At 69.8% G+C, this 20,242-nt stretch carries 17 protein-coding genes; 13 read left to right on the top strand and 4 right to left on the bottom strand.

All coding sequences use genetic code 11. The annotated features are described in order from the left end of the window. Positions 1-294 precede the first annotated feature (294 nt). From PROPJV5_RS03520 to PROPJV5_RS03490, 7 genes are all read left to right on the top strand, one after another. On the top strand, positions 295-1,077 hold the full coding sequence (locus PROPJV5_RS03520) for an MIP/aquaporin family protein (RefSeq protein ID WP_119714939.1): 783 nt from the start codon (positions 295-297) through the stop codon (positions 1,075-1,077). 103 nt (positions 1,078-1,180) lie between these two features. After that, entirely contained in the window at positions 1,181-2,707 is a 1,527-nt protein-coding gene (gene glpK, locus PROPJV5_RS03515) for a glycerol kinase GlpK (protein WP_119714938.1), read from the top strand. A gap of 263 nt (positions 2,708-2,970) precedes the next feature. Further along, entirely contained in the window at positions 2,971-3,900 is a 930-nt protein-coding gene (locus PROPJV5_RS03510) for a bifunctional riboflavin kinase/FAD synthetase (RefSeq protein WP_119714937.1), read from the top strand. A 103-nt stretch (positions 3,901-4,003) separates the two neighbouring features. Then, on the top strand, positions 4,004-4,267 hold the full coding sequence (gene rpsO / locus PROPJV5_RS03505) for a 30S ribosomal protein S15 (RefSeq protein WP_119714936.1): 264 nt from the start codon (positions 4,004-4,006) through the stop codon (positions 4,265-4,267). A 304-nt stretch (positions 4,268-4,571) separates the two neighbouring features. Beyond that, complete coding sequence (locus PROPJV5_RS03500) at positions 4,572-6,779, top strand: polyribonucleotide nucleotidyltransferase (protein WP_119714935.1); 2,208 nt, start codon at positions 4,572-4,574, stop codon at positions 6,777-6,779. A 535-nt stretch (positions 6,780-7,314) separates the two neighbouring features. After that, positions 7,315-8,052: a 4-hydroxy-tetrahydrodipicolinate reductase gene (gene dapB / locus PROPJV5_RS03495; RefSeq protein ID WP_119714934.1), complete on the top strand. Its 738-nt coding sequence runs from the start codon at positions 7,315-7,317 to the stop codon at positions 8,050-8,052. A 7-nt stretch (positions 8,053-8,059) separates the two neighbouring features. Further along, positions 8,060-8,764 (top strand): LmeA family phospholipid-binding protein, encoded by a 705-nt coding sequence (locus PROPJV5_RS03490; protein WP_119714933.1) that lies wholly within the window; start codon positions 8,060-8,062, stop codon positions 8,762-8,764. 119 nt (positions 8,765-8,883) lie between these two features. Here PROPJV5_RS03490 and PROPJV5_RS03485 read toward each other — a convergent pair whose 3' ends face one another. The 3 genes from PROPJV5_RS03485 to PROPJV5_RS03475 are packed head-to-tail and all read right to left on the bottom strand — an operon-like array spanning position 8,884 to position 10,597. Then, a complete protein-coding gene (locus PROPJV5_RS03485; protein ID WP_119714932.1) occupies positions 8,884-9,156 on the bottom strand; it encodes a PspC domain-containing protein in 273 nt (90 codons plus the stop codon). Further along, complete coding sequence (locus tag PROPJV5_RS03480; RefSeq protein ID WP_119714931.1) at positions 9,156-9,470, bottom strand: hypothetical protein; 315 nt, start codon at positions 9,468-9,470, stop codon at positions 9,156-9,158. Before PROPJV5_RS03480 ends, PROPJV5_RS03485 begins: the two co-directional genes overlap by 1 nt. Further along, positions 9,467-10,597 (bottom strand): PspC domain-containing protein, encoded by a 1,131-nt coding sequence (locus tag PROPJV5_RS03475; protein ID WP_182858554.1) that lies wholly within the window; start codon positions 10,595-10,597, stop codon positions 9,467-9,469. The genes PROPJV5_RS03480 and PROPJV5_RS03475 overlap by 4 nt, the downstream gene beginning before the upstream one ends. Before the next feature lie 138 nt (positions 10,598-10,735). Between PROPJV5_RS03475 and PROPJV5_RS03470 the strand changes: the two genes are divergently transcribed. Together PROPJV5_RS03470 and PROPJV5_RS03465 are read left to right on the top strand one after the other, a co-directional pair. Continuing rightward, positions 10,736-12,109 (top strand): ATP-binding protein, encoded by a 1,374-nt coding sequence (locus tag PROPJV5_RS03470; protein WP_147385332.1) that lies wholly within the window; start codon positions 10,736-10,738, stop codon positions 12,107-12,109. Beyond that, positions 12,106-12,807 carry a response regulator gene (locus PROPJV5_RS03465; protein WP_119714928.1) on the top strand — a complete coding sequence of 234 codons (702 nt, stop codon included), beginning with the start codon at positions 12,106-12,108 and terminating at the stop codon, positions 12,805-12,807. Before PROPJV5_RS03470 ends, PROPJV5_RS03465 begins: the two co-directional genes overlap by 4 nt. A 21-nt stretch (positions 12,808-12,828) precedes the next feature. On the opposite strand, the gene PROPJV5_RS03460 is transcribed toward PROPJV5_RS03465, so the two are convergent. Continuing rightward, complete coding sequence (locus tag PROPJV5_RS03460) at positions 12,829-14,085, bottom strand: phospholipase D-like domain-containing protein (RefSeq protein WP_119714927.1); 1,257 nt, start codon at positions 14,083-14,085, stop codon at positions 12,829-12,831. A 129-nt stretch (positions 14,086-14,214) separates the two neighbouring features. Between PROPJV5_RS03460 and pcrA the strand changes: the two genes are divergently transcribed. From pcrA to purH, 4 genes are all read left to right on the top strand, one after another. Then, on the top strand, positions 14,215-16,683 hold the full coding sequence (gene pcrA / locus PROPJV5_RS03455) for a DNA helicase PcrA (protein WP_119714926.1): 2,469 nt from the start codon (positions 14,215-14,217) through the stop codon (positions 16,681-16,683). A 90-nt stretch (positions 16,684-16,773) separates the two neighbouring features. After that, positions 16,774-18,057 (top strand): cell division protein PerM, encoded by a 1,284-nt coding sequence (locus PROPJV5_RS03450; protein ID WP_119714925.1) that lies wholly within the window; start codon positions 16,774-16,776, stop codon positions 18,055-18,057. A gap of 9 nt (positions 18,058-18,066) precedes the next feature. Beyond that, entirely contained in the window at positions 18,067-18,690 is a 624-nt protein-coding gene (purN, locus tag PROPJV5_RS03445) for a phosphoribosylglycinamide formyltransferase (protein ID WP_119714924.1), read from the top strand. Beyond that, on the top strand, positions 18,690-20,240 hold the full coding sequence (gene purH / locus PROPJV5_RS03440; RefSeq protein ID WP_220474315.1) for a bifunctional phosphoribosylaminoimidazolecarboxamide formyltransferase/IMP cyclohydrolase: 1,551 nt from the start codon (positions 18,690-18,692) through the stop codon (positions 20,238-20,240). Before purN ends, purH begins: the two co-directional genes overlap by 1 nt. Positions 20,241-20,242 lie beyond the last annotated feature (2 nt).

Raw genomic sequence — 20,242 nt, 5'->3', positions numbered from 1 at the left:
ACCGCCGGAGCCCTGAGAACCCTCCGTGGGTCTTCGTGCACCGCGGCTGGGAAGAAGTGCAAGCCCTTGCAAAATCCAGTGCACATATTGCAATTTTCAAGCGAAACGCCCTGCTGAGCTGGAATCGGACCCCCGGTGGGATGAAAGTTTGTTCCAGGCTCCCTCGGGGCACGACCCCGGGAGGCGGTCCGGCCCGCGTGTGCGAGAGGCCCTGACGGGGTGCATGACCGGGTCGGCCAACTGTCGACCACACGTCGTCAGGCACATGTTCAACCCGACACAAGGGAGTACTTCATGATTCCTCTTGTCTCCTCGGCGGCCATCTTCGGCTCCGAGTTCTTCGGTACCGCACTGCTCATGCTGCTTGGCGTGGGTGTTGTCGCGAACCACAGCCTTCCCAAGACCGGTGGGCACGGCGGCGGGCCGCAGTTCATCAACTGGGGCTGGGGTATCGCGGTCATGGTCGGCGTCTACGGCGCCTACCAGACCGGCGGTCACCTGAACCCCGCCGTCACGCTCGGCCTCGCCGCCTCCGGCAACGACCTCGCGCCGGGCATCCCGGCGACCGGCGCCAACATCGCGCTCTACATCATCGCCCAGCTCTGCGGCGGTTTCGTCGGCGCCGTCTTCGCCTGGCTGGTCTACAAGAAGCACTACGACGAGGACGCCGAGCCCGCCGTCAAACTGGGCACCTTCTGCACGGCCCCGCGGATCCGCAGTTACGGATGGAACTGCCTGGTCGAGGCCGTCGCCACCTACGTCCTGGTCATCTGGGTCATCATCTCGGGCTACACGAACGTGGCGTCCATCACCATGGCGGACGGCATCGAGCAGATCTCCGGCTCGGTCATCGGACCGCTGGGTGTCATGCTCGTCATCGTGGGCATCGGCAACGGCCTGGGCGGGCCCACCGGCTACGCCCTGAACCCGGCCCGTGACCTCATGCCCCGGCTCGCCCACGCGGTCGTGCCCATCAAGGGCAAGGGCGGCTCCGACTGGGCGTACGCCTGGGTCCCGGTCGTCGGCCCGATCATCGGCGGTCTCCTCGCCGGTCTCACCTACCAGATCTTCTGGTGATCCGTTGAGTGCCCGCCGCAAGCACGTGCCTGCGGCGGGCACTTCGCTTATCTGATCGGGTGCGCTCACAGGCGAGCGCGCCACAGCTGAAAGGAGCAGTCCCATGGCTGAAGCAGAGAAGTACATCCTGGCCATTGATGAGGGCACCACGTCGGCGCGGGCCATCATCTTCGACCACGCCGGACGCATCGTTGCCACCGGCCAGCAGGAGTTCGAACAGATCTTCCCGCGCGCCGGCTGGGTCGAGCACGACCCGATCGAGATCTGGGAGGCTGTTCGCGCGGTCGTCGCCCAGGCCCTGTCGGTGGCCGAGATCAACCGTCACCAGCTCGCCGCGGTCGGCATCACGAACCAGCGCGAGACCACCGTCGTGTGGGACCGCGAGACCGGGGAGCCCGTCTACAACGCCATCGTCTGGCAGGACACCCGGACGCAGAAGATCTGCGAGGAACTCGGCGGCGACGAGGGTCCCGACCGGTTCAAGGACATCTGCGGTCTGCCGCTCAACACCTACTTCGCGGGCCCCAAGGTCCGGTGGATCCTCGACAACGTCGAGGGCGCCCGGGCCAGGGCGGAGGCCGGCAAGCTTCTCATGGGCACCATGGACACCTGGGTCCTGTGGAACCTCACCGGTGGTCTCGCCGGCGGCGTGCACGTCACCGACGTGACGAATGCCTCCCGCACGATGCTCATGAACATCGAGACCCTGCAGTGGGACGAGCGCATGATCGACGCCCTCGGCATCCCGGCCTCGATGCTGCCGCAGATCAAGTCGAGTTCGGAGATCTACGGTTACGGCCGCAAGAACGGTCTGCTCGTCGACACGCCGATCGCCGGCATCCTGGGTGACCAGCAGGCCGCCACCTTCGGTCAGGCCTGTTTCGAGCCCGGTATGGCCAAGAACACCTACGGCACCGGCTGCTTCATGCTGCAGAACACGGGCACCACGCCCGTCTTCAGCAAGAACGGCCTGCTCACCACCGTGTGCTACAAGATCGGCGACCAGCCCGCCGTGTACGCCCTCGAGGGCTCCATCGCCGTGGCCGGTTCGCTCGTGCAGTGGCTGCGCGACAACCTGAAGATGGTTGAGAGCGCCCCGGCCTCCGAGGCCCTGGCCGCGTCGGTGGAGGACAACGGCGGCGCCTACTTCGTGCCGGCCTTCTCCGGCCTGTTCGCGCCGTACTGGCGTCCGGACGCCCGTGGTGCGCTCGTCGGCCTGACCCGCTACGTCAACCGCGGCCACATCGCCCGCGCAGTGCTCGAGTCGACGGCCTACCAGACCCGCGAGGTGCTGGACGCCATGAACGCCGACTCCGGCGTCCCCCTGACCGAGCTCAAGGTGGACGGCGGCATGACCGCCAACCAGCTGCTCATGCAGTTCCAGGCGGACCAGCTCGATGTTCCGGTCATCCGCCCGGTCGTGGCCGAGACCACGGCCCTCGGGGCCGCCTACGCGGCCGGTATCGCGGTGGGCTACTGGGGCGGCGAGCAGGACGTCATCGACAACTGGGCCGAGGACACCCGGTGGGAGCCGAAGGCCGATCCGGCCGAGCGCGACCGGCTCTACCGCAACTGGAAGAAGGCCGTCCAGCGCACCCTGGACTGGGTCGACGAGGACGTCGTCGAGTGACCGTGTGAAACCCATGGGTGCAGGCCCCGGGACTTCCCGGGGCCTGCACCGTGTCCGGGCCCCTCGTCCGTCTCGGGCGGCGCCCACCGGCACGCCGCCGGGTCCCGCCGGAGGGCCCGCTGGTCGCCCGGAGTGCCTGGAGGGTCCGGCGAGGGCGGGGGAGCCGTACTAGACTCGGTCCGGCCCTCGCCGGGCGTGGCCGGCCCGACCCCGGCGCAGCGGATCCCGCTCGCCCTCCACCACACCAAACGGAAAGGCACGGCATGGCTGGATCGGTCGTCGTCATCGGCACCTTCGACGGCGTGCACCGCGGTCACCAGGCGCTGCTCGAGCACGCTCGCGCGCGGGCCGCGGCTCTCGGCGGGGCGCCCCCCCTGCCCGTCATCGCCGTGACCCTGTGGCCCCACCCGATGACCGTTTTCGCCCCCGACCGGGTGCCGCGCCTGCTCACCACCCTCGATGACCGCATCGAGCTGCTGAAACGCTACGGCGCCACGCAGGTGCGGGTCGTCCAGTTCAATGGCGAGGTCGCCGCCTGGTCACCGACCCGTTTCGTCCGGCGCATCATCGATCCCCTCGATCCACGGCTCGTCATCGTCGGGACGAACTTCACCTTCGGCAAGGGCGCCGCCGGCAATCCCCGGACGCTCGCCGAGCTCGGGGCGGGACGGTACGAGACCTCTGCCCTCGAACTGGTCGGCGTCGGAGGTGTCGACATCTCGTCCAGCCGGATCCGCACGGCCCTGGCCGACGGTGACGTCACGGGCGCCGCGCAGCATCTCGGACGCTGGTTCAGTCTCACCGGCGTCGTGGTCGTCGGCGACCAGCGCGGCCGCAGGCTCGGTTTCCCGACCGCCAACCTGCCGGTCCCCGCCGAACTCGCCACGCCGGGCGACGGCGTCTACGCCGGCTGGCTGCGCCGCCTGGACGAACCCGGCGCCGGGATCTGGCCGGCGGCCGTCAGTGTCGGGACGAACCCGACCTTCGACGGTGTGGAGCGCCGGGTCGAGTCCTATGTGCTCGACCGCACCGACCTCGAGCTGTACGGCGCGCGGATCCGTGTCGAGTTCGTCACCCAGCTGCGCGGCCAGCTGCGGTTCAACGGGGCCGGTGAACTCGTCGCGCAGATGCGGCGCGACGTGGAGCAGACCAGACGTCTGCTGTCCGATTCGTCCAATGCCCCGACCGCCTGATAAACTCCCCAAGTTGCCGTCGATCGGCCGCGGAACACCAAGAGCCGCTCACGTACCGGGTGGGGCGGCGCCGCGCAGCGGGAACAGGAAAGGGGAGCGACGCATGGACGCCGCAGAGAAGAAGAAGATCATCGAAGAGTACGCGACGCATCCTGGCGACACGGGTTCCCCCGACGTCCAGATCGCCCTGCTGACCAAGCGGATCTCGCACCTGACCGAGCACCTCAAGGAGCATCGCGGCGATCACCACAGCCGCCGTGGCCTGATGCTCATGGTCGGTCAGCGCCGCCGGCTGCTCAACTACGTGGCCAAGGAGGACATCAACCACTACCGCGAGCTGGTCAAGCGCCTCGGCCTGCGCCGCTGAACGTCGGATCTCATCGCGAACCGCCCGGGAACTCCCGGGCGGTTCGCCGTTGTTCGCCGCGGAACACCGGATTTCGGCCGGTTGCCGCAGGAAACCCGGAGGAAATGGGTGGAATCGGTCATCGTCGGTTACCCTGGTGGGCGGTGCGTCCGATGCGCACCCATTGACGCTGCCGTCATGGCCGCCACGATCAGGCCTCGGTCCTCGGTGGTGGATCCCGGGCCCCGTCCCGGCGTCCTCGATCGAAGACCGGTTCTGACGAGCGTCCATGCCTGCGGCGATTTCTCCTACTGGAAGGAATCCCATGGAGGGACCCGACGTCAAGTTCGCCGAGGCCGTCATCGACAACGGCTCGTTCGGCAAGCACGTTGTCCGTTTCGAGACCGGCAAGCTGGCCAAGCAGGCCGACGGCTCCGCCGCCGTCTACCTGGACGGCGACACCATGCTGCTGAGCGCCACCACCGCCCAGAAGTCCCCGCGTGAGTCCATCGACTTCTTCCCGCTGACGGTCGACGTCGACGAGAAGATGTACGCGGTCGGGCGCATCCCCGGTTCGTTCTTCCGCCGCGAGGGCCGCCCCAGCGAGGGCGCCATCCTGGCCTGCCGTCTCATCGACCGTCCGCTGCGCCCGGCCTTCAAGAAGGGCCTGCGCAACGAGGTCCAGGTCGTCATCACCGTCCTCGCCCTCAACCCGAAGGTCGAGTACGACGTCGTGGCCATCAATGCCGCGTCCATGTCCACGCAGATCTCCGGTCTGCCCTTCTCCGGCCCGATCGGCGGGGTGCGCATCAGCCTCATCGGCGACCAGTGGGTGTGCTTCCCCACCGTCGACCAGGAGAACGAGGCCACCTTCTCGATGGTCGTCGCCGGCCGCGTCCTGGCCAGCGGCGACGTCGCCATCATGATGGTCGAGGCCGGTTCCACCGAGGCCACCTGGGACCTGGTGAAGGCGGGCCGCACCGCCCCCACCGAGGAGGTCGTCGGCGCCGGCCTGGAGGCCGCCAAACCGTTCATCAAGGCCCTCTGCGACGCCCAGGCCGAGCTGGCCGCCGAGGTCAACAAGGAGACCTACGACTTCCCCGTCTTCAAGGAGTACGAGGAGGACGTCTGGGAGCGCGTGAACGAGCTCGGCTACGACAGGCTCGACGAGATCGAGCAGATCGCCGCCAAGCTGGAGCGCCAGGACGCCGAGTCCGAGCTCAAGCACGAGATCAAGGACACCATGGCCGCCGAGGAGGCCTTCGCCGGCCGTGAGGGCGAGATCTCCGGCGCCTTCAAGGCCATGCAGAAGAAGATCGTCCGCGGCCGTGTCCTGTCCGAGGGCATCCGCATCGACGGCCGGGGCCCCAAGGACATCCGGGCCCTGTCCAGCGAGGTGGGCGTCATCCCGCGCGTCCACGGCTCGGGCCTGTTCCAGCGCGGCGAGACCCAGGTGCTGGGCATCACGACGCTGAACATGCTCGACATGGAGCAGAAGCTCGACACCCTCAGCTCGGTGCGCTCCAAGCGTTACATGCACCAGTACGAGATGCCGCCGTACTCCACCGGCGAGACCGGCCGCATCGGTTCGCCGAAGCGTCGCGAGGTCGGCCACGGCCACCTCGCCGAACGCGCCATCGTCCCGGTGCTGCCCACCCGCGACGAGTTCCCCTACGCCATCCGCCAGGTGTCCGAGGCGATCGGCTCCAACGGCTCCACGTCGATGGGTTCGGTCTGCGCCTCGACGCTGTCCCTGCTCAACGCAGGCGTGCCGCTGCGGGCCCCCGTGGCGGGCATCGCCATGGGCCTCATGAGCGAGACCGGCGAGGACGGCGAGACCACGTACCTGGCCCTCACCGACATCCTCGGCGCCGAGGACGCCCTCGGCGACATGGACTTCAAGGTGGCCGGCACCAGCGAGTTCGTCACCGCCCTGCAGCTCGACACCAAGCTCGACGGCATCCCCGCCGACGTGCTCGCCCAGGCCCTGCTGCAGGCCCGCGAGGCCCGCACCACGATCCTCGGCGTCATCAGCGATGCGATCGACGCGCCCGACGAGATGAGCGAGTTCGCCCCGCGCATCATCACCGTGCACATCCCCACCGACAAGATCGGCGAGGTCATCGGCCCCAAGGGCAAGGTCATCAACCAGATCCAGGACGACACCGGCGCCAATATCTCCATCGAGGAGGACGGCACGATCTACATCGGTGCCGACAACGGCGAATCCGCCGAGGCCGCGCGCACGATGATCAACGCCATCGCCAACCCGACGATGCCGGAGATGGGCGAGCGCTACCTGGGCACCGTCGTGAAGCTCACGAGCTTCGGCGCCTTCGTCTCCCTGCTGCCCGGCAAGGACGGTCTGCTCCACATCTCGAAGCTGCGCGCCCTCAACGGCGGCAAGCGCGTCGAGGACGCCGAGGACGTGCTGTCGGTCGGCCAGAAGCTCCAGGTCGAGATCACCGACATCGACGACCGCGGCAAGCTCTCGCTGACCCCGGTGCTCGAGGAGGAGGCCGACGAGGCCTGATCCTCCTCACGGTCCGCTCGGTCACCACCGGCCCCAGGGGCGTTGCCCCTGGGGCCGGTGCGCTACCGGATCCTTGAGAGCCGTGCCGCTTCCGTGGGGTTGCTGCGTCGAGTGGGTGGGTTCGCTGCGTTCGGCAGGCCCCTCCCGCCCTGTGATTCACAGGTTCGCCGAGGCGAACATGTGAATCACAATGCCCGATGCCGAGCCCTGAGGGGCCTGCCGAACTCCGCTCACAGCCAACCCGGTGCGGGCCGAGTGGAGCCTGTGGGGGCCTTTCAGGGCTCGGCTCCGGGCATCTGGCGCACCTGTTCGCGCAGCGAACCTGTGCGCCAGCGGGCGGGAAAGGCCCCCACAGGCGCAGCGAACCCAACCCGGCGCAACAACCCCAACCACGAACCCGGCGAACCCACCCGCGAAGCGCACCGGTCCCGGCCAGTTGGGCCAAGGGACCGGCAGATCAGGCAGTGGCGCAGCGGATCGGACCCCGGCGAGTAGGCTGGTCGGCGACCTGTTGGACGAGGACTGCGAGGTAGCGATGATCAAGGTCGGTGTGTTCGGTGCCAGGGGCCGCATGGGCTCCACCGTCTGCGATGCGGTCGAGGGGGCGCCCGACACCGAGCTCGTCGCCCGCATCGACGCCGGCGACGACCGTGCGCCGGCCGAGGCCGCCCAGGTCATGGTCGACTTCACCCAGCCGGGCGTCGTCATGGACAACATCAAGTGGTGCATCGATCACGGCGTCAACGCGGTCGTCGGCACCACCGGTTTCGACGAGGACCGGCTCGACCAGGTGCGCTCCTGGCTCGGGGCCGACCCCGACGTCGGCGTCCTGATCGCCTCGAACTTCTCCATCGGCGCCGTCCTCATGATGGCCTTCGCCGAGAAGGCCGCGCCCTTCTTCGACTCCGTCGAGATCATCGAGCTGCACCACCCCCGCAAGCTCGACGCCCCCTCCGGCACGGCCGCCAGCACCGCCCGCCGGGTCGCCGCGGCACGCCGGGCGGCCGGCTGCGCGCCGATGCCCGACGCCACGCAGACCGCGCTCGACGGGGCCCGGGGCAGCCGGGTCGACGACGTGCCGGTCCACTCCGTCCGTCTCCAGGGCCTGGTCGCCCACCAGGAGGTGCTGCTCGGCACCGCCGGCGAGAGCCTGACCATCCGCGACGACTCCTACGACCGGGTCTCCTTCATGCCCGGCGTCCTGGCCGGCGTGCGGGCCGTCGTCGGCCGCCCCGGCCTCACCGTGGGCATGGACGAGATCCTCGGGCTGTGAGCCGCTCATGTCCCGTGGCCTGAAAGTCCTGTGCGGCCTCCTCGTCGTCGTCCTGGTGCTCGCCGGGGCGGCGGTCGGTGTCTCCCGGTACGTCGCGATGCGCACCGTGCAGTCCCGGGTCGCCGGCCAGCTGGGCGTCGACCCCTCGACGGTCCACGCCTCGACCTCCCAGTGGGTCCTGCTGTCGGTGTTCACCTCCGGGACACTCGACGACCTGAGTCTCGACATCGACCGGGCCCCCGTGACGGTTCAGGGCTCCGACCTCTCGCTGCAGTCGGTTCACGGCGACTTCACCGATCTGAGCCATGTGCAGTCGGCCGACGAGCTGACGGCCGGCGCCCTGGAGGCCTCGGCCGTCATGAGCTGGGACGACGTGAGTACGGCCTCGGGCATGTCCGTGAGCGGGGGAACCGGCGGCACCATCCAGGCGGAGACCACGGTGGAGGTCCTGGGCGCCGAGGTTCCGGTGACCGTGACGGCGGTGCCCACGGTCGCGCCCGGCGGGGCGATCACGCTCACCGACGCCCAGGTCTCGGTCGCCACGGTGGACCTGCCCGACACCCTCGTCCAGGCGGTCCTCGCCAACACCCAGGACCGGCTCGTCCTGCCCGACCTGCCCGGTGGGCTCGGCTACTCGGGGCTGGAGGCCACCGCGGACGGCATCGAGGTCGCCGTGAGCGGCCAGGACGTCAGGTTGTCGACACTGTTCTGATCGGCGTCACGGCGCCCCCGGACGACGCTGAGGGGCGGGCCCTTCTGGGCCCGCCCCTCACTGGTTTCACCGCCTGTCGTGGCGTGTGCCGGTGTCACCGTCGGCAAGACGGCGGGACATCACTGGCCCCGGTAGCCGTCTGACTTCTTGCCCCCGAACTCGTCGAACTTCTTCTTGACCTGATCGAAGCCGCGCACGTCGTCGAACTCGTCGGGCAGCAGCAACCAGCCGATCAGGTAGACGAGGATGGCGCCGCCCAGGGTGATCACGGCGAAGAGGCCGAAGACGAGGCGGACGATGTTGGAGTCGATGCCGAGGTAATCGCCTATACCACCGGCAACACCGCTGATCATCCGGTGGTCACGGCTCCTGGTGAGTTTCTTGGCGGCCATCAGGGTTCTCCTTGTTCTCTCGTGTCGTGCTCTCTTGTGTCACGCACCGGTTCATACGTGCCGGGGGCCGTTTCGGGGGTGCCGGGCGCACCCACCCCCACGTTCTTGATTCTGCTCCTCGAGCCGGTGTTGCCGACCACCAGCCCCAGCAGCCCGATGGCGATGAGGGCCAGCGGGAAACCGATTCGGACGGCTTCGTGGCCGACCAGGTGGTTCGAGGTGAGCACCGTCAGGACGGCAACGACGATGAACAGCAAACCCCACACGAGGGACGCGGAGCGCTGCGGGGCGCGCCCGTTGTCGGCGTGGCTCATCGCGCCACCTCCACCTGGGAGCGCACGAGTTTGATCTTCACGTGCAGGGCGTCGGCCGGGCGGGCCTCGGCGTCGCCGGCCTGGCTCGGTGGGGCCGAGGGAATGCCGCTCGTCCAGACGCCGGAGCCGATGCTGGTGCAGCCGCCCCCCGAGGGCAGGGTGAGTTCGGAGAACAGGCAGCTGTACTCGATCGTGACGGCGCGGGTGTCGGGCGCGATGACGTGAATGTTCGAGTCGTGCGCCTGGACCGTCATCTCGGTGTCCTGAGGGGGCAGGGCGCCCAGGTCGAGGATCATGTTCTGGCCATCGACCACGACAGCGCCGGAGGCGTCCCAGTCCGGGCCGGAGCCGTCGGCGCCATCGGACTGGGCCTGCACGCCGAGGGTGGTGATGAAGGGCGTGTCGAGAAGAAGGATGACGACACCGAGCAGGACCCCCACGTCGCGCAGCAGACGGGAAATGCCCCACAGGCTGGTCAGCACCAGGCCGATGCCGATCGTGCCGAGGGCTGCCGCGACCGCGCAGACCACTTGGGCCAGCGGGCTCGCGTCCACGAGCAGGAACATGCCCGCACCGGCCGCTGCCGCCGCGGGGAGGGCGATCCAGGTGATGACGGTGACGGGTCTCGTGCTGCGCGCCGGGGCGGGCCGGGCGGCGGCGATCCGGCGTCGCCGCTCACTGGCAGCGACCACCGGCCGGAGCACCCACATGGCGACGACGACCAGGACGACGAGGGCGAATGGCCACCATGCCAGGGGCACGAGGCCGCGAACGGTCAGGAACGTGCCCGCGCAGGCGGCCAGGAGCAGCACCGAGAAACCGAACCAGCCCGTACGCCTGAAGCCGGGCAACACCCGCTCGACGGGGCTGCGATCGTCGCGAGGCGTCGGCGTCGTGACCCACAGCGTGACATAGCAGGCGAGGCCGAATCCGGCGCTGAGACCGGCCAGCGCGGCGACCAGGCGGATGAGGAGGGGATCGATCCCGGTGCGAGCGGCGACACCGGCGCAGACGCCACCGATGATGCCGTTGTCGGGATCGCGGACGAACAGCCGGGCCGGGCCCCGGGCCGGCGCCCGCACGGCGTCGGGCGCCTCCTCGTCGCCCCGGCCGTGCCCGCTGTCCATGCGTTCAAGTGTCGTGCACGCCCCCGCCCCCACCCATGCCGGGGACCCCTGAAAAGCCCCCAGACCCGGGTCGTCCTCTCGTCGCATCCGAGGGCGGCACCGTTTCCACCGGGCCCAGCGGTGCGCAAAAATTGTGGCGTGAGGAATCCGGAGGGGCCCTTCAGCGGGCAGCAGGCGGCGGGCGCCATGGAGCCCGTTCGCGCCGCTGCCGGTGGCCCCACCCCGCACCCACGCGACCTCGGACCGGCCAGGGCCGCCGATGATCCGGCCCCCGGCCGGCGACCGGAGCGCCCGAGGCTGCGCCGCCCGCTGGACCAGCGATGGTTCGGCGGCGTGTGCGCCGGCGTCGCCGCCCACCTCGGCTGGCCGGTGTGGATCGTGCGGGTGTGCTTCGTCCTGCTCGTGGGCGCGGACTACCTCGGCATCATCTTCTACGGACTGGCCTGGCTGATGATCCCCGCCAAGGCCCCGGAACACGAGGCGCCCGGGCTGGAGATGGCCCGCCGCGCCGACATGAGGCGCCCGTCACGGACGACCCGCACCGCGAACACCGGCGGCGCCCTGGCGGTTCTGGTGCTGTGCACCGGCGTGCTCATGCTCGTGCGCATGGCGAACGTCAACACCGGCGGGGAATTCTTCTGGCCGATCATCCTGGCCTGCCTGGGGGTCGCCCTGGTCTGGCGACAGGCCGAGTCGCCCGAGCAGACCGAGGAGGACTACCGCACCCCGCGCTGGCTGGCCCCGCTCGTCAGCCAGGAGCGCTGGGCCCTGCTCGTGCGCATGGGCCTGGCCCTGATCCTGCTCGGCGCGGCCATCTCGCTGCTCGCCTACAGCCAGGTGGGCCAGCCCTATCTGCCGTCCATGCTGGCCGTCGCGGCACTGACCCTCATCGGTTTCGGCGTCGTCGCGGCACCCGCGGTGAACCGGATGCGCAACAACCTCGCGGCCGCTCGGGAGGCGAAGATCGTCTCGGACGCCAGGGCCGACATGGCCGCTCACCTGCACGACTCGGTCCTGCAGACGCTCGCCCTCATCCAGCGCCAGGCGAATGACCCGAAGGCCGTCGCCTCACTGGCCCGCCGCCAGGAACGCGAGCTGCGCGCCTGGTTGTACGGCGAGCAGCCCGGCCCCGAGACCGTCAAGGCCGCCCTCGTCGAGGCGGGCGCCGCGGTCGAGGACGAACTCGGCGTACCCATCGAGGTGGTCTGCGTCGGCGACGCGGAGAACACCCCGGGACTCGAGGCCATGCTGCGCGCGGCCCGGGAGGCCATGATGAATGCCTCGAAGCACTCCGGGGCGGCCAAGATCGACGTCTACGCCGAGGTCGGCCCCGAACTCGTCGAGGTGTTCATTCGCGACCGGGGCAGGGGTTTCGATCCGAACCAGATCGGTGATGACCGCATGGGTGTGAAAAGATCGATCATTGAACGCATGGAACGCTACGGCGGCCGGGCGGTCATCCGTACGGCCCCTGGTGAAGGCACCGAAGTGAGACTGGAGATGACCCGATGACCAATGTCCCGCAGGCCCTCGTGGGCCCCGACCAGCCCGAGCACGAGGGCCCCTGGCGGGTCGTCCTCGTGGATGACCACGCCATCTTCCGTGCGGGCGTGCGCCACGAGCTCACCAGCTCGGCGCCCGACCGGGTCGACGTCGTCGGCGAGGGCGAGGACGTGTCGAGCGCCGTCAGCGTCATCCTCGACACGAAACCCGACGTCGTCCTGCTCGACGTCCACCTGCCCGGCGGCGGCGGCGCCGAGGTCGTGACGCGGGTGCACAGGAGCGAGCCGGAGATCACCTTCCTGGCCCTGTCGGTCTCCGACGCGGCGGAGGACGTCATCGGGGTCATCCGGGCCGGGGCCCGCGGCTACGTCACCAAATCCATCAGCACCGACGACCTGGTCGACGCCATCAGCCGCGTCGCCACCGGTGACGCGGTGTTCAGCCCCCGCCTGGCCGGGTTCGTCCTGGACGCCTTCTCCGGGTCCATCTCGGTCGCCAGCGTCGACGAGGACCTCGACCGGCTCAGCCAGCGTGAGCGCGAGGTCATGAAGCTCATCGCGCGCGGCTACACCTACAAGGAGGTCGCCAAGGAGCTGTTCATCTCGATCAAGACGGTCGAGACGCACGTGTCGAGCGTGCTGCGCAAGCTCCAGCTGTCGAACCGCCACGAGCTGACGAAGTGGGCCACCGACCGCAAGCTGGTCTGAACGGGTTCGCCGCGGATCCGGTCAGAAGAACGGACGCCAAGGGGCCAGCAGCCCCTCGGTGAACTTGGCGACCGGGCTGCGCCGCTCCCAGCTCTCCAGGTCGATCTCCCGGCAGTTCGTCAGATCGGTGACGAAGACCTCTTCCAACGCGGCGGCGACGGCCGGCGAGATGATCTCGGCGTTGATCTCGTAGTTGCCCACCAGTGAGAGACGATCGAGGTTTGCGGTGCCGATCGTCGACCACTGCCCGTCGATCGTCGCCGTCTTCGCGTGCACCATGGCGTTCTGGAAGAGGAACAGGCGGATGCCGTCGCGCAGCATGCCGGAGTAGAAGCCGCGGCTCAGCCAGTCGGTGAGGATGTGATTCGACTCGGCGGGGACGATGATCCGCACGTCGACGCCGCGCTTCGCGGCGCGCCCCAGGGCCGTCCGGAAGTCGTCGTCCGGGATCAGATAGGCGGTCGTCAGCCAGATGTTCTTCCGGGCCCGGTCGATGGCCTCCAGGTACATGTTGCGGATCGGGTAGACCGACCAGCGCGGCACATTGCGCTGCAGGGTGATCGGGCCGCCCCAGTCGCGGTCGGTCGTCTCGGGCAGCTCGACGCGCGAGGAGGGGCGCCACCAGAACAGGTGCACCGGACGCATGTTCCAGTAGTCGATGAACGCGTTCTCGAACTCGGTGACGCACGGGCCGACGAAACGTCCGTGCGTGTCGCGCCAGGAGTCGGCGTACAGCGAGCCGATGTTGTAGCCGCCCATGAAGGCCACCTCGCCGTCGACGACGAGGAGCTTGCGATGGTCGCGGCCCGAGTAACGCAGGTTCCAGAAGGCGGCCGACTGGACCAGCGGGTGCGTCTTGACGTGCACCGACTTCGGCAGTTCGAAGAAGCGCGGGTCGACGACCATGTTCGCGAAGGTGTCGTAGACGACGTAGACCTCGACGCCCCGCTCGGCGGCCCGGATGAGTGCCTGCTTGAAGAGCCGGCCCATCTCGTCGCCCTTCCAGATGAAGGTCTCGAAGTAGATGCGCTCGGTGGCGGCGTCGATGGCGGCGAGCATGTCCGAGTAGAGATCCTCGCCGAACGAGTAGACCGTCACCTCGTTGCGGCGAGCGGTGGCCTCCGTCACCGGGTGGTGCGGGAACTCGGGCGGGCCCTTGCGGCGCTTGCGCAGGTGGTCGTTGACCATGACGGCTGCGGCCGCGGTGACCTGGGCGGCGAAGACCGATATCGCAGTGGTGCCGATGATGCGCTTCACACGGCGAGGGATCAGGGGCATGCCGACGATTCTAGGGGCAGAGCCGGGCGCCGCCGCCCGGAACGCGCGGGGGAGTGCCGGTGCCGACGATCACGTGCGAGCCACCGGGCCCGGCGTCGGTGGGGCGGGTGCGCCTACCATTGACACGCCATGACTGAAGATGCCTCGCCCGACCTGTTCGCCGCCTTCGCCGCCGGCCTCGCCCGTGCCGACGAATCCCCGGCGCCGGCAGCCTCCGGCGCCGCCGCCTTGGCGGACGCCGATCGGCTGCTCGATGGCCTGAACGACCCCCAGCGCGAGGCCGTCGTCCACACCGGCGCGCCCGTCCTCGTCGTGGCCGGGGCAGGTTCGGGCAAGACACGCGTCCTGACCCGGCGCATCGCCCATCTCATCTCCCAGCGCGGCGTGCACCCGGGCTCGGTCCTGGCGATCACCTTCACCAACAAGGCGGCCGCCGAGATGCGCGCCCGCGTCAGCGGGCTCGTCGGGCGGCGCGCCCGCGCGATGTGGGTCTCCACCTTCCACTCGGCCTGCGTCCGCATCCTGCGGTCCGAGCTGGGCGAGGCCCCCGAGTTCGGCCTGCGCCCCAATTTCTCGATCTACGACGACACCGACGCCCGCCGGCTCATGACCCTCGTCCTGCGCGACGAGAACATCGACGCCAAGAAGTTCCCGCCCCGGACCGTGCTCGGCTGGGTCTCGAACGCCAAGAACGAACTGCGCGGACCGGACGAGGCGCTCGCCGCCTCGACCAGCGGCAACGACGAGCTCTACGCGCGCGCCTACGCGGAGTACGACCGGCGCCTGCGCGCCGCGAACGCGATGGACTTCGACGACCTCATCATGATGACGGTCAGGCTCTTCCAGTCCCACCCGGACATCCGCGAGAAGTACCGGCGCCGCTTCCGCCAGGTGCTCGTCGACGAGTACCAGGACACCAACCATGCCCAGTACATGCTCATCCGTGAGCTGTGCTCACCAATCGATCCGCTGCCCGGGGCCCCCACGATGCCACCGCCCGAACTCATGGTCGTGGGCGACTCCGACCAGTCGATCTACGCCTTCCGGGGCGCCGACGTGCGCAACATCCTCGACTTCGAGCACGACTTCCCCGGGGCCCGGACGATCCTGCTGGAACAGAACTACCGCAGCACCCAGACGATCCTCTCGGCGGCCAACGCGGTCATCAGTAACAACCCGGACCGGCCCGCCAAGAAGCTGTGGAGCAACGTGCCCGGCGGTGAGCACATCATCGGCTACGTCGCCGACACCGAGCACGACGAGGCGCGCTGGGTCGCCGATGAGATCGACCGGCTGCACGACGAGGAGGGCTGCCGGTATTCCGACACGGCCGTCTTCTACCGCACCAACGCCCAGTCCCGCCCGTTCGAGGAGGTCTTCATCCGCCTCGGTTTGCCGTACCGCGTGGTCGGGGGTGTGCGCTTCTACGAGCGGCGCGAGGTGCGCGATGCCCTCAGCTATCTGCGGGCCATCGCCAACCGCGCCGACGACGTCTCGGTGCGTCGCATCCTGAACGTCCCCAAACGCGGCCTCGGGGCACGCACCGAGGCCGCCCTGGAGGTCTTCGCGGCGAACGAGCAGATCAGCTTCGCCGAGGCGGTCGACCGTGCCGACGAGGTGCCCGGCATCGCCGCCCGCTCGCTCAAGCAGGTCAGGGCCTTCGGCGAGCTGATGAGCGGGTTCCGCGGCCTCGTCGACAAGGGGGCCCCGGCCGACCAGGTCCTGGCCGCCGTCCTGAAGGACTCCGGGATGCTCGACGAACTGAAGGCGTCGAAGGACCCGCAGGACGAGACCCGAGTGGAGAACCTCGTCGAGCTCGTGGCGGTCGCCCAGGAGTTCGTCTCCCAGGCCCACGTCGTGGACCTGCAGGCCGACCGGGCCGCCGGCGACGACGAGGCGCTGGACGCCCAGGTGCTGGACGGCGACGACTCGCTCGGCGCCTTCCTGGAACGCATCGCCCTGGTCGCCGACTCCGACCAGATCCCCGATGCCGACCCCGACTCCCCGGGCCTGGTCACCCTCATGACCCTGCACACCGCGAAGGGCCTGGAGTTCGACAACGTCTTCCTCACCGGCATGGAGGACGGTGTCTTCCCGCATCTTCGGACCCTGGCCAGCCAGGCCGACCTCGCCGAGGAGCGCCGCCTGAGCTACGTGGGCATCACCCGTGCCCGGCGCCGCCTGTACTGCTCACGCGCGGCCGTCCGCTCCGCGTGGGGGGCCCCGCAGTACAACCCGGCCAGCCGTTTCCTCGAGGAGATCCCCGCCGACCTCATCGACTGGCAGCGCACCGGCGCCGAACTGGACACCTGGGCGATCCGTGCCGGTGCCCGGACCGGATCCCTGCGCCGCGGTGCGTCCTCGTCGGGCCATCGGGACGACACTGCCACGGCGTTCGGCTCGGGTACGGGTCGGATGCCCAGGACGCCCCGGGTCGTCTCGCTGGAGGTCGGAGACCGCGTGCTGCACACGAGTTTCGGGCTCGGCACGGTCGTCGCGGCGAGTGGCAGCGGCGACGACGCCAAGGCAGACGTCGACTTCGGATCGAGCGGCATCAAACGGCTGGCCCTGAGGTTCGCCCCCCTCGAGAAACTCTGAGCGGAGCGGGCCGGTCACCGCGCGCCCGTGCTCCTGGCAGGTCGCGCATGCCCGGTTCGGTATCGTCGGGACCGATCAAGGGGAGGTGCGATGTCATCCGTCGTCGAGGATCAGGGCGAGGGCCCCGCGGATGCCCGCCGCCGGGGAGCCAGGGCCCTTCTCGCGGGGCTGTCCTGGCGCAGTGCCATCATCGTCGCCTCGCTCGGCGTCGCCTTCATCAGCTGGCTGCCCGTCCTCGTCGTCTGCTGTCTCGGCTGGATCGCCAGGCCACAGGCCGGGTTCGGTGCCGTCCTCGTGGCCTCGGCCCGCGCCTGGCTGCTCGCCAACGGCGTGCCGGCGCATCCCGACGGCGGCGTGTTCCACCTCGTCCCGCTGGGGTTCACGGCGGTCATCGTGCTCATGGTCGGCAGGCTGTCCCGCACCATCGCCCGCCGCACCGCCGACGAACTCATCGAGGGTCCAGTCCGGGGGCGTCGGCAGTCGGACCTGCGCTCCCTGTCATGCCGGCTGGCCCTGTGGTCCGGCTGCTCGTACGCCCTCATCCTCATCGCCGTGACGGTCCTCGCCGGCCAGCCCGACGAGACCGGCCGCGCCTTCATCAGCGGGATGCTCATCGGCGGTCTCTGCTCGCTGTTCGCCTCCGGAAGGGCCCTGGGCTGGGAGCCCGTCAGCCTCAGCCAGGGCGGCTGGTCGACCGGTGTCCTCGCCGGGGCGACCGCCGGACTCTGCGGAATCGTCCTGGTCGGATGCGCGAGGCTCGCTGTCGTCCTGGTCACCGCAGGCCCAACCATCACCGGCGTGCACGAGCTGCTCGATGCCGGCGGGCCGGGCTCGGTGCTGCTCGCGGTACTCCAGATGCTCTGGGTGCCGTCGATGGTCATCTGGTCCTGCTCGTGGGTGCTCGGTGCGGGCTTCTCGCTCGGACAGGGCGCGTTCATCGCCCCGCTCGGCTCAACGACCGGGAATCTCCCCTCGATACCGCTCCTGGCCGCCATGGCCACCGAGGACGCCCGGCCCGTCACGATCGCCTGCTGGCTCCTGCTCGCCGCGGCCTCAGGGGCCCTCGGCGCCTGCATCTGCGTGCGAGCCCGCCGGGACGAGGCCCGCCGGGCGCTGCCCGAACGCGACCCGGGTGCGGACGAAGGAGCCCTGTACGGACTCGTCGTCGGCGTCCTCTCGGGTCTGCTGCTGTGCCTGCTCGCCCAGTTCTCCCACGGCGGGCTCGGTACCCAGCGCCTCGCCGTCATGGGGCCGGAGCTGGGGCGGCTGCTCGTCCTGGCGCCCACCGTCCTCGGGGCCGGCGGCATGCTCGGGGGCTTCCTCACGGCCTGCCGCCGGGGTCGGGGCACCGCCGGTCGGACCGCCGCGGGCTAGACTGACGCCGTGGCCTATCGCGTCGTCGTCCTCGTCTCCGGCTCCGGCACGCTCCTGCAGGCCCTTCTCGACGCACAGTCGCAGGGCCGTCTGGAGGCCCACGTCGTGGCAGTCGGTTCGGAGAATGGCAGCTGCACCGGCATGGAGCGCGCCCGCAAGGCGGGCGTGCCCACCTTCACCGTGCCCATGCCGAGGCTCCTCGCCCGGGGTTCGGTCGAACGCGAGGCCTGGGACCGGGCATTCGCCGACGCCGTGGCCGAGTACCGGCCCGATCTCGTCGTCCTGGCCGGTTTCATGAAGATCCTCGGTGCACCGTTCACGAGTCGGTTCGGCGGCTGCATGATCAACTCGCACCCCTCACTGCTCCCCGCATTCCCCGGAGCCCATGCCGTCCGTGACGCCCTCGAGGCGGGGGCGACGAGCACCGGCTGCTCCATCTTCTGGGTCGACGAGGGCGTCGACACGGGGCAGATGATCGCCCAGGTTCCCGTCGAGATCCTCCCCGGAGACGACGAGCCGACACTGCACGAGCGAATCAAGGTGTCAGAACGCACCTTGCTGGTCAAGACCGTCAACGAGTTGGCGGCCCGGCACACGGCGGGGCGGCAGCCCGCCACGAGAAAGGGCACATGATGAGCGAGGACACAACCCGCACCCAGATCCGGCGCGCACTGGTCAGCGTCTACGACAAGACCGGGCTCGTCCCGCTCGGCCAGGCCCTGGCCGCGGCGGGCGTCGAGATCGTCTCCACCGGGTCGACCGCCGCCAGGCTCGCCGACGCCGGTCTCGACGTCACCCCGGTCGAGCAGGTCACCGGATTCCCCGAGTGCCTCGACGGCCGGGTCAAGACCCTCCACCCGATGATCCACGCCGGCATCCTCGCGGACCGGCGCCTCCAGGCGCACCGCGACGAGCTTCGTGAACTCGGCGTCGAGCCCTTCGACCTGGTCGTGTCGAACCTCTACCCGTTCACCCAGACCGTCGCCTCCGGCGCCGACGCGGACGCCTGCATCGAGCAGATCGACATCGGGGGTCCTTCGATGGTTCGCGCAGCGGCCAAGAATCATCCGTCGGTGGCGATCGTCACCAGCCCGGACCAGTACCCCCAGCTCATCCAGGCCCTGGCCGATGGCGGCTTCACCCTCGCCCAGCGTCGCGCCCTGGCGGCACGGGCCTTCGCCCACACCGCCGCCTATGACACGGCCGTCGCGAGCTGGCTGGCCGAGCAGACCACCGACGAGGGCATGCCCTCCTTCACCGGTCTCGCCGCAACCAAGGTCCGTGACCTGCGCTACGGCGAGAACTCGCACCAGCGGGCCGCCGTCTACGCGACCGCCGGCGCCGGCCTGGTGGGCGCCGAACTGCTCGGCGGCAAGGCCATGAGTTACAACAACTACACCGACACCGACGCCGCCCGCCGCGCCGCCTACGACTTCGACGAGCCGGCCGTGGCGATCATCAAGCACGCCAACCCGTGCGGCATCGCCGTCGGCGCCGATGTGGCCGAGGCCCACCGCAAGGCCCACGCCTGCGATTCGCTGTCGGCCTTCGGCGGTGTCATCGCGGCAAACCGCCCCGTCAGCCTGGAGATGGCCCAAGCGGTGAAGGAGATCTTCACCGAGGTCATCGTCGCACCCGACTACGATCCGGCCGCCCTGGAACTCCTGCAGACCAAGAAGAACCTGCGCATCCTCAAGGCCGAGGACTACCGCCCGGACCCGTACATGTGGCGTGAGGTCTCCGGCGGCCTCCTCCTCAGCGAGCCGGACCGGCTGGACGCCCCGGGCGACGAGATCGCCGGGTGGCGGCTCGTGGCCGGTGACCCGGCGGACGAGGCCACCCTGGCCGACCTGCTCTTCGCCTGGAAGGCGTGCCGATCGGTCAAGTCCAACGCCATCCTGCTCGCCCGTGACGGCGCCTCCGTCGGCATCGGCATGGGGCAGGTCAACCGTGTCGACTCCTGCCGCCTGGCCGTCGAACGCTCCGCGGGGCGCGCGGCGGGCGCGGTGGCGGCCTCGGACGCGTTCTTCCCGTTCAGCGACGGCCCGGCGATCCTCATCGATGCCGGCGTTCGCGCCATCGTGCAGCCCGGCGGCTCGATCCGTGACGACCAGACGATCGAGGCCGCGCAGCAGGCCGGCGTCACGATGTACCTCACCGGTAACCGACACTTCTTCCACTGACC

This window comes from Propionibacterium ruminifibrarum, assembly GCF_900289195.1.
GTDB classification, from domain to species: Bacteria; Actinomycetota; Actinomycetes; order Propionibacteriales; family Propionibacteriaceae; genus Propionibacterium; species Propionibacterium ruminifibrarum.
Note: the sequence above shows the minus strand (reverse complement) of the source record. Positions and strands in the feature narration are given on the sequence as shown.

What these genes read in the sequence shown, in the direction of transcription:
- PROPJV5_RS03520 (WP_119714939.1), top strand. Translation starts at nt 295, where the DNA reads ATGATTCCTCTTGTCTCCTCGGCGGCCATCTTCGGCTCCGAGTTCTTC.
- glpK (WP_119714938.1), top strand. Translation starts at nt 1,181, where the DNA reads ATGGCTGAAGCAGAGAAGTACATCCTGGCCATTGATGAGGGCACCACG.
- PROPJV5_RS03510 (WP_119714937.1), top strand. Translation starts at nt 2,971, where the DNA reads ATGGCTGGATCGGTCGTCGTCATCGGCACCTTCGACGGCGTGCACCGC.
- rpsO (WP_119714936.1), top strand. Translation starts at nt 4,004, where the DNA reads ATGGACGCCGCAGAGAAGAAGAAGATCATCGAAGAGTACGCGACGCAT.
- PROPJV5_RS03500 (WP_119714935.1), top strand. Translation starts at nt 4,572, where the DNA reads ATGGAGGGACCCGACGTCAAGTTCGCCGAGGCCGTCATCGACAACGGC.
- dapB (WP_119714934.1), top strand. Translation starts at nt 7,315, where the DNA reads ATGATCAAGGTCGGTGTGTTCGGTGCCAGGGGCCGCATGGGCTCCACC.
- PROPJV5_RS03490 (WP_119714933.1), top strand. Translation starts at nt 8,060, where the DNA reads ATGTCCCGTGGCCTGAAAGTCCTGTGCGGCCTCCTCGTCGTCGTCCTG.
- PROPJV5_RS03485 (WP_119714932.1), bottom strand. Translation starts at nt 9,156, where the DNA reads ATGGCCGCCAAGAAACTCACCAGGAGCCGTGACCACCGGATGATCAGC.
- PROPJV5_RS03480 (WP_119714931.1), bottom strand. Translation starts at nt 9,470, where the DNA reads ATGAGCCACGCCGACAACGGGCGCGCCCCGCAGCGCTCCGCGTCCCTC.
- PROPJV5_RS03475 (WP_182858554.1), bottom strand. Translation starts at nt 10,597, where the DNA reads ATGGACAGCGGGCACGGCCGGGGCGACGAGGAGGCGCCCGACGCCGTG.
- PROPJV5_RS03465 (WP_119714928.1), top strand. Translation starts at nt 12,106, where the DNA reads ATGACCAATGTCCCGCAGGCCCTCGTGGGCCCCGACCAGCCCGAGCAC.
- PROPJV5_RS03460 (WP_119714927.1), bottom strand. Translation starts at nt 14,085, where the DNA reads ATGCCCCTGATCCCTCGCCGTGTGAAGCGCATCATCGGCACCACTGCG.
- pcrA (WP_119714926.1), top strand. Translation starts at nt 14,215, where the DNA reads ATGACTGAAGATGCCTCGCCCGACCTGTTCGCCGCCTTCGCCGCCGGC.
- PROPJV5_RS03450 (WP_119714925.1), top strand. Translation starts at nt 16,774, where the DNA reads ATGTCATCCGTCGTCGAGGATCAGGGCGAGGGCCCCGCGGATGCCCGC.
- purH (WP_220474315.1), top strand. Translation starts at nt 18,690, where the DNA reads ATGAGCGAGGACACAACCCGCACCCAGATCCGGCGCGCACTGGTCAGC.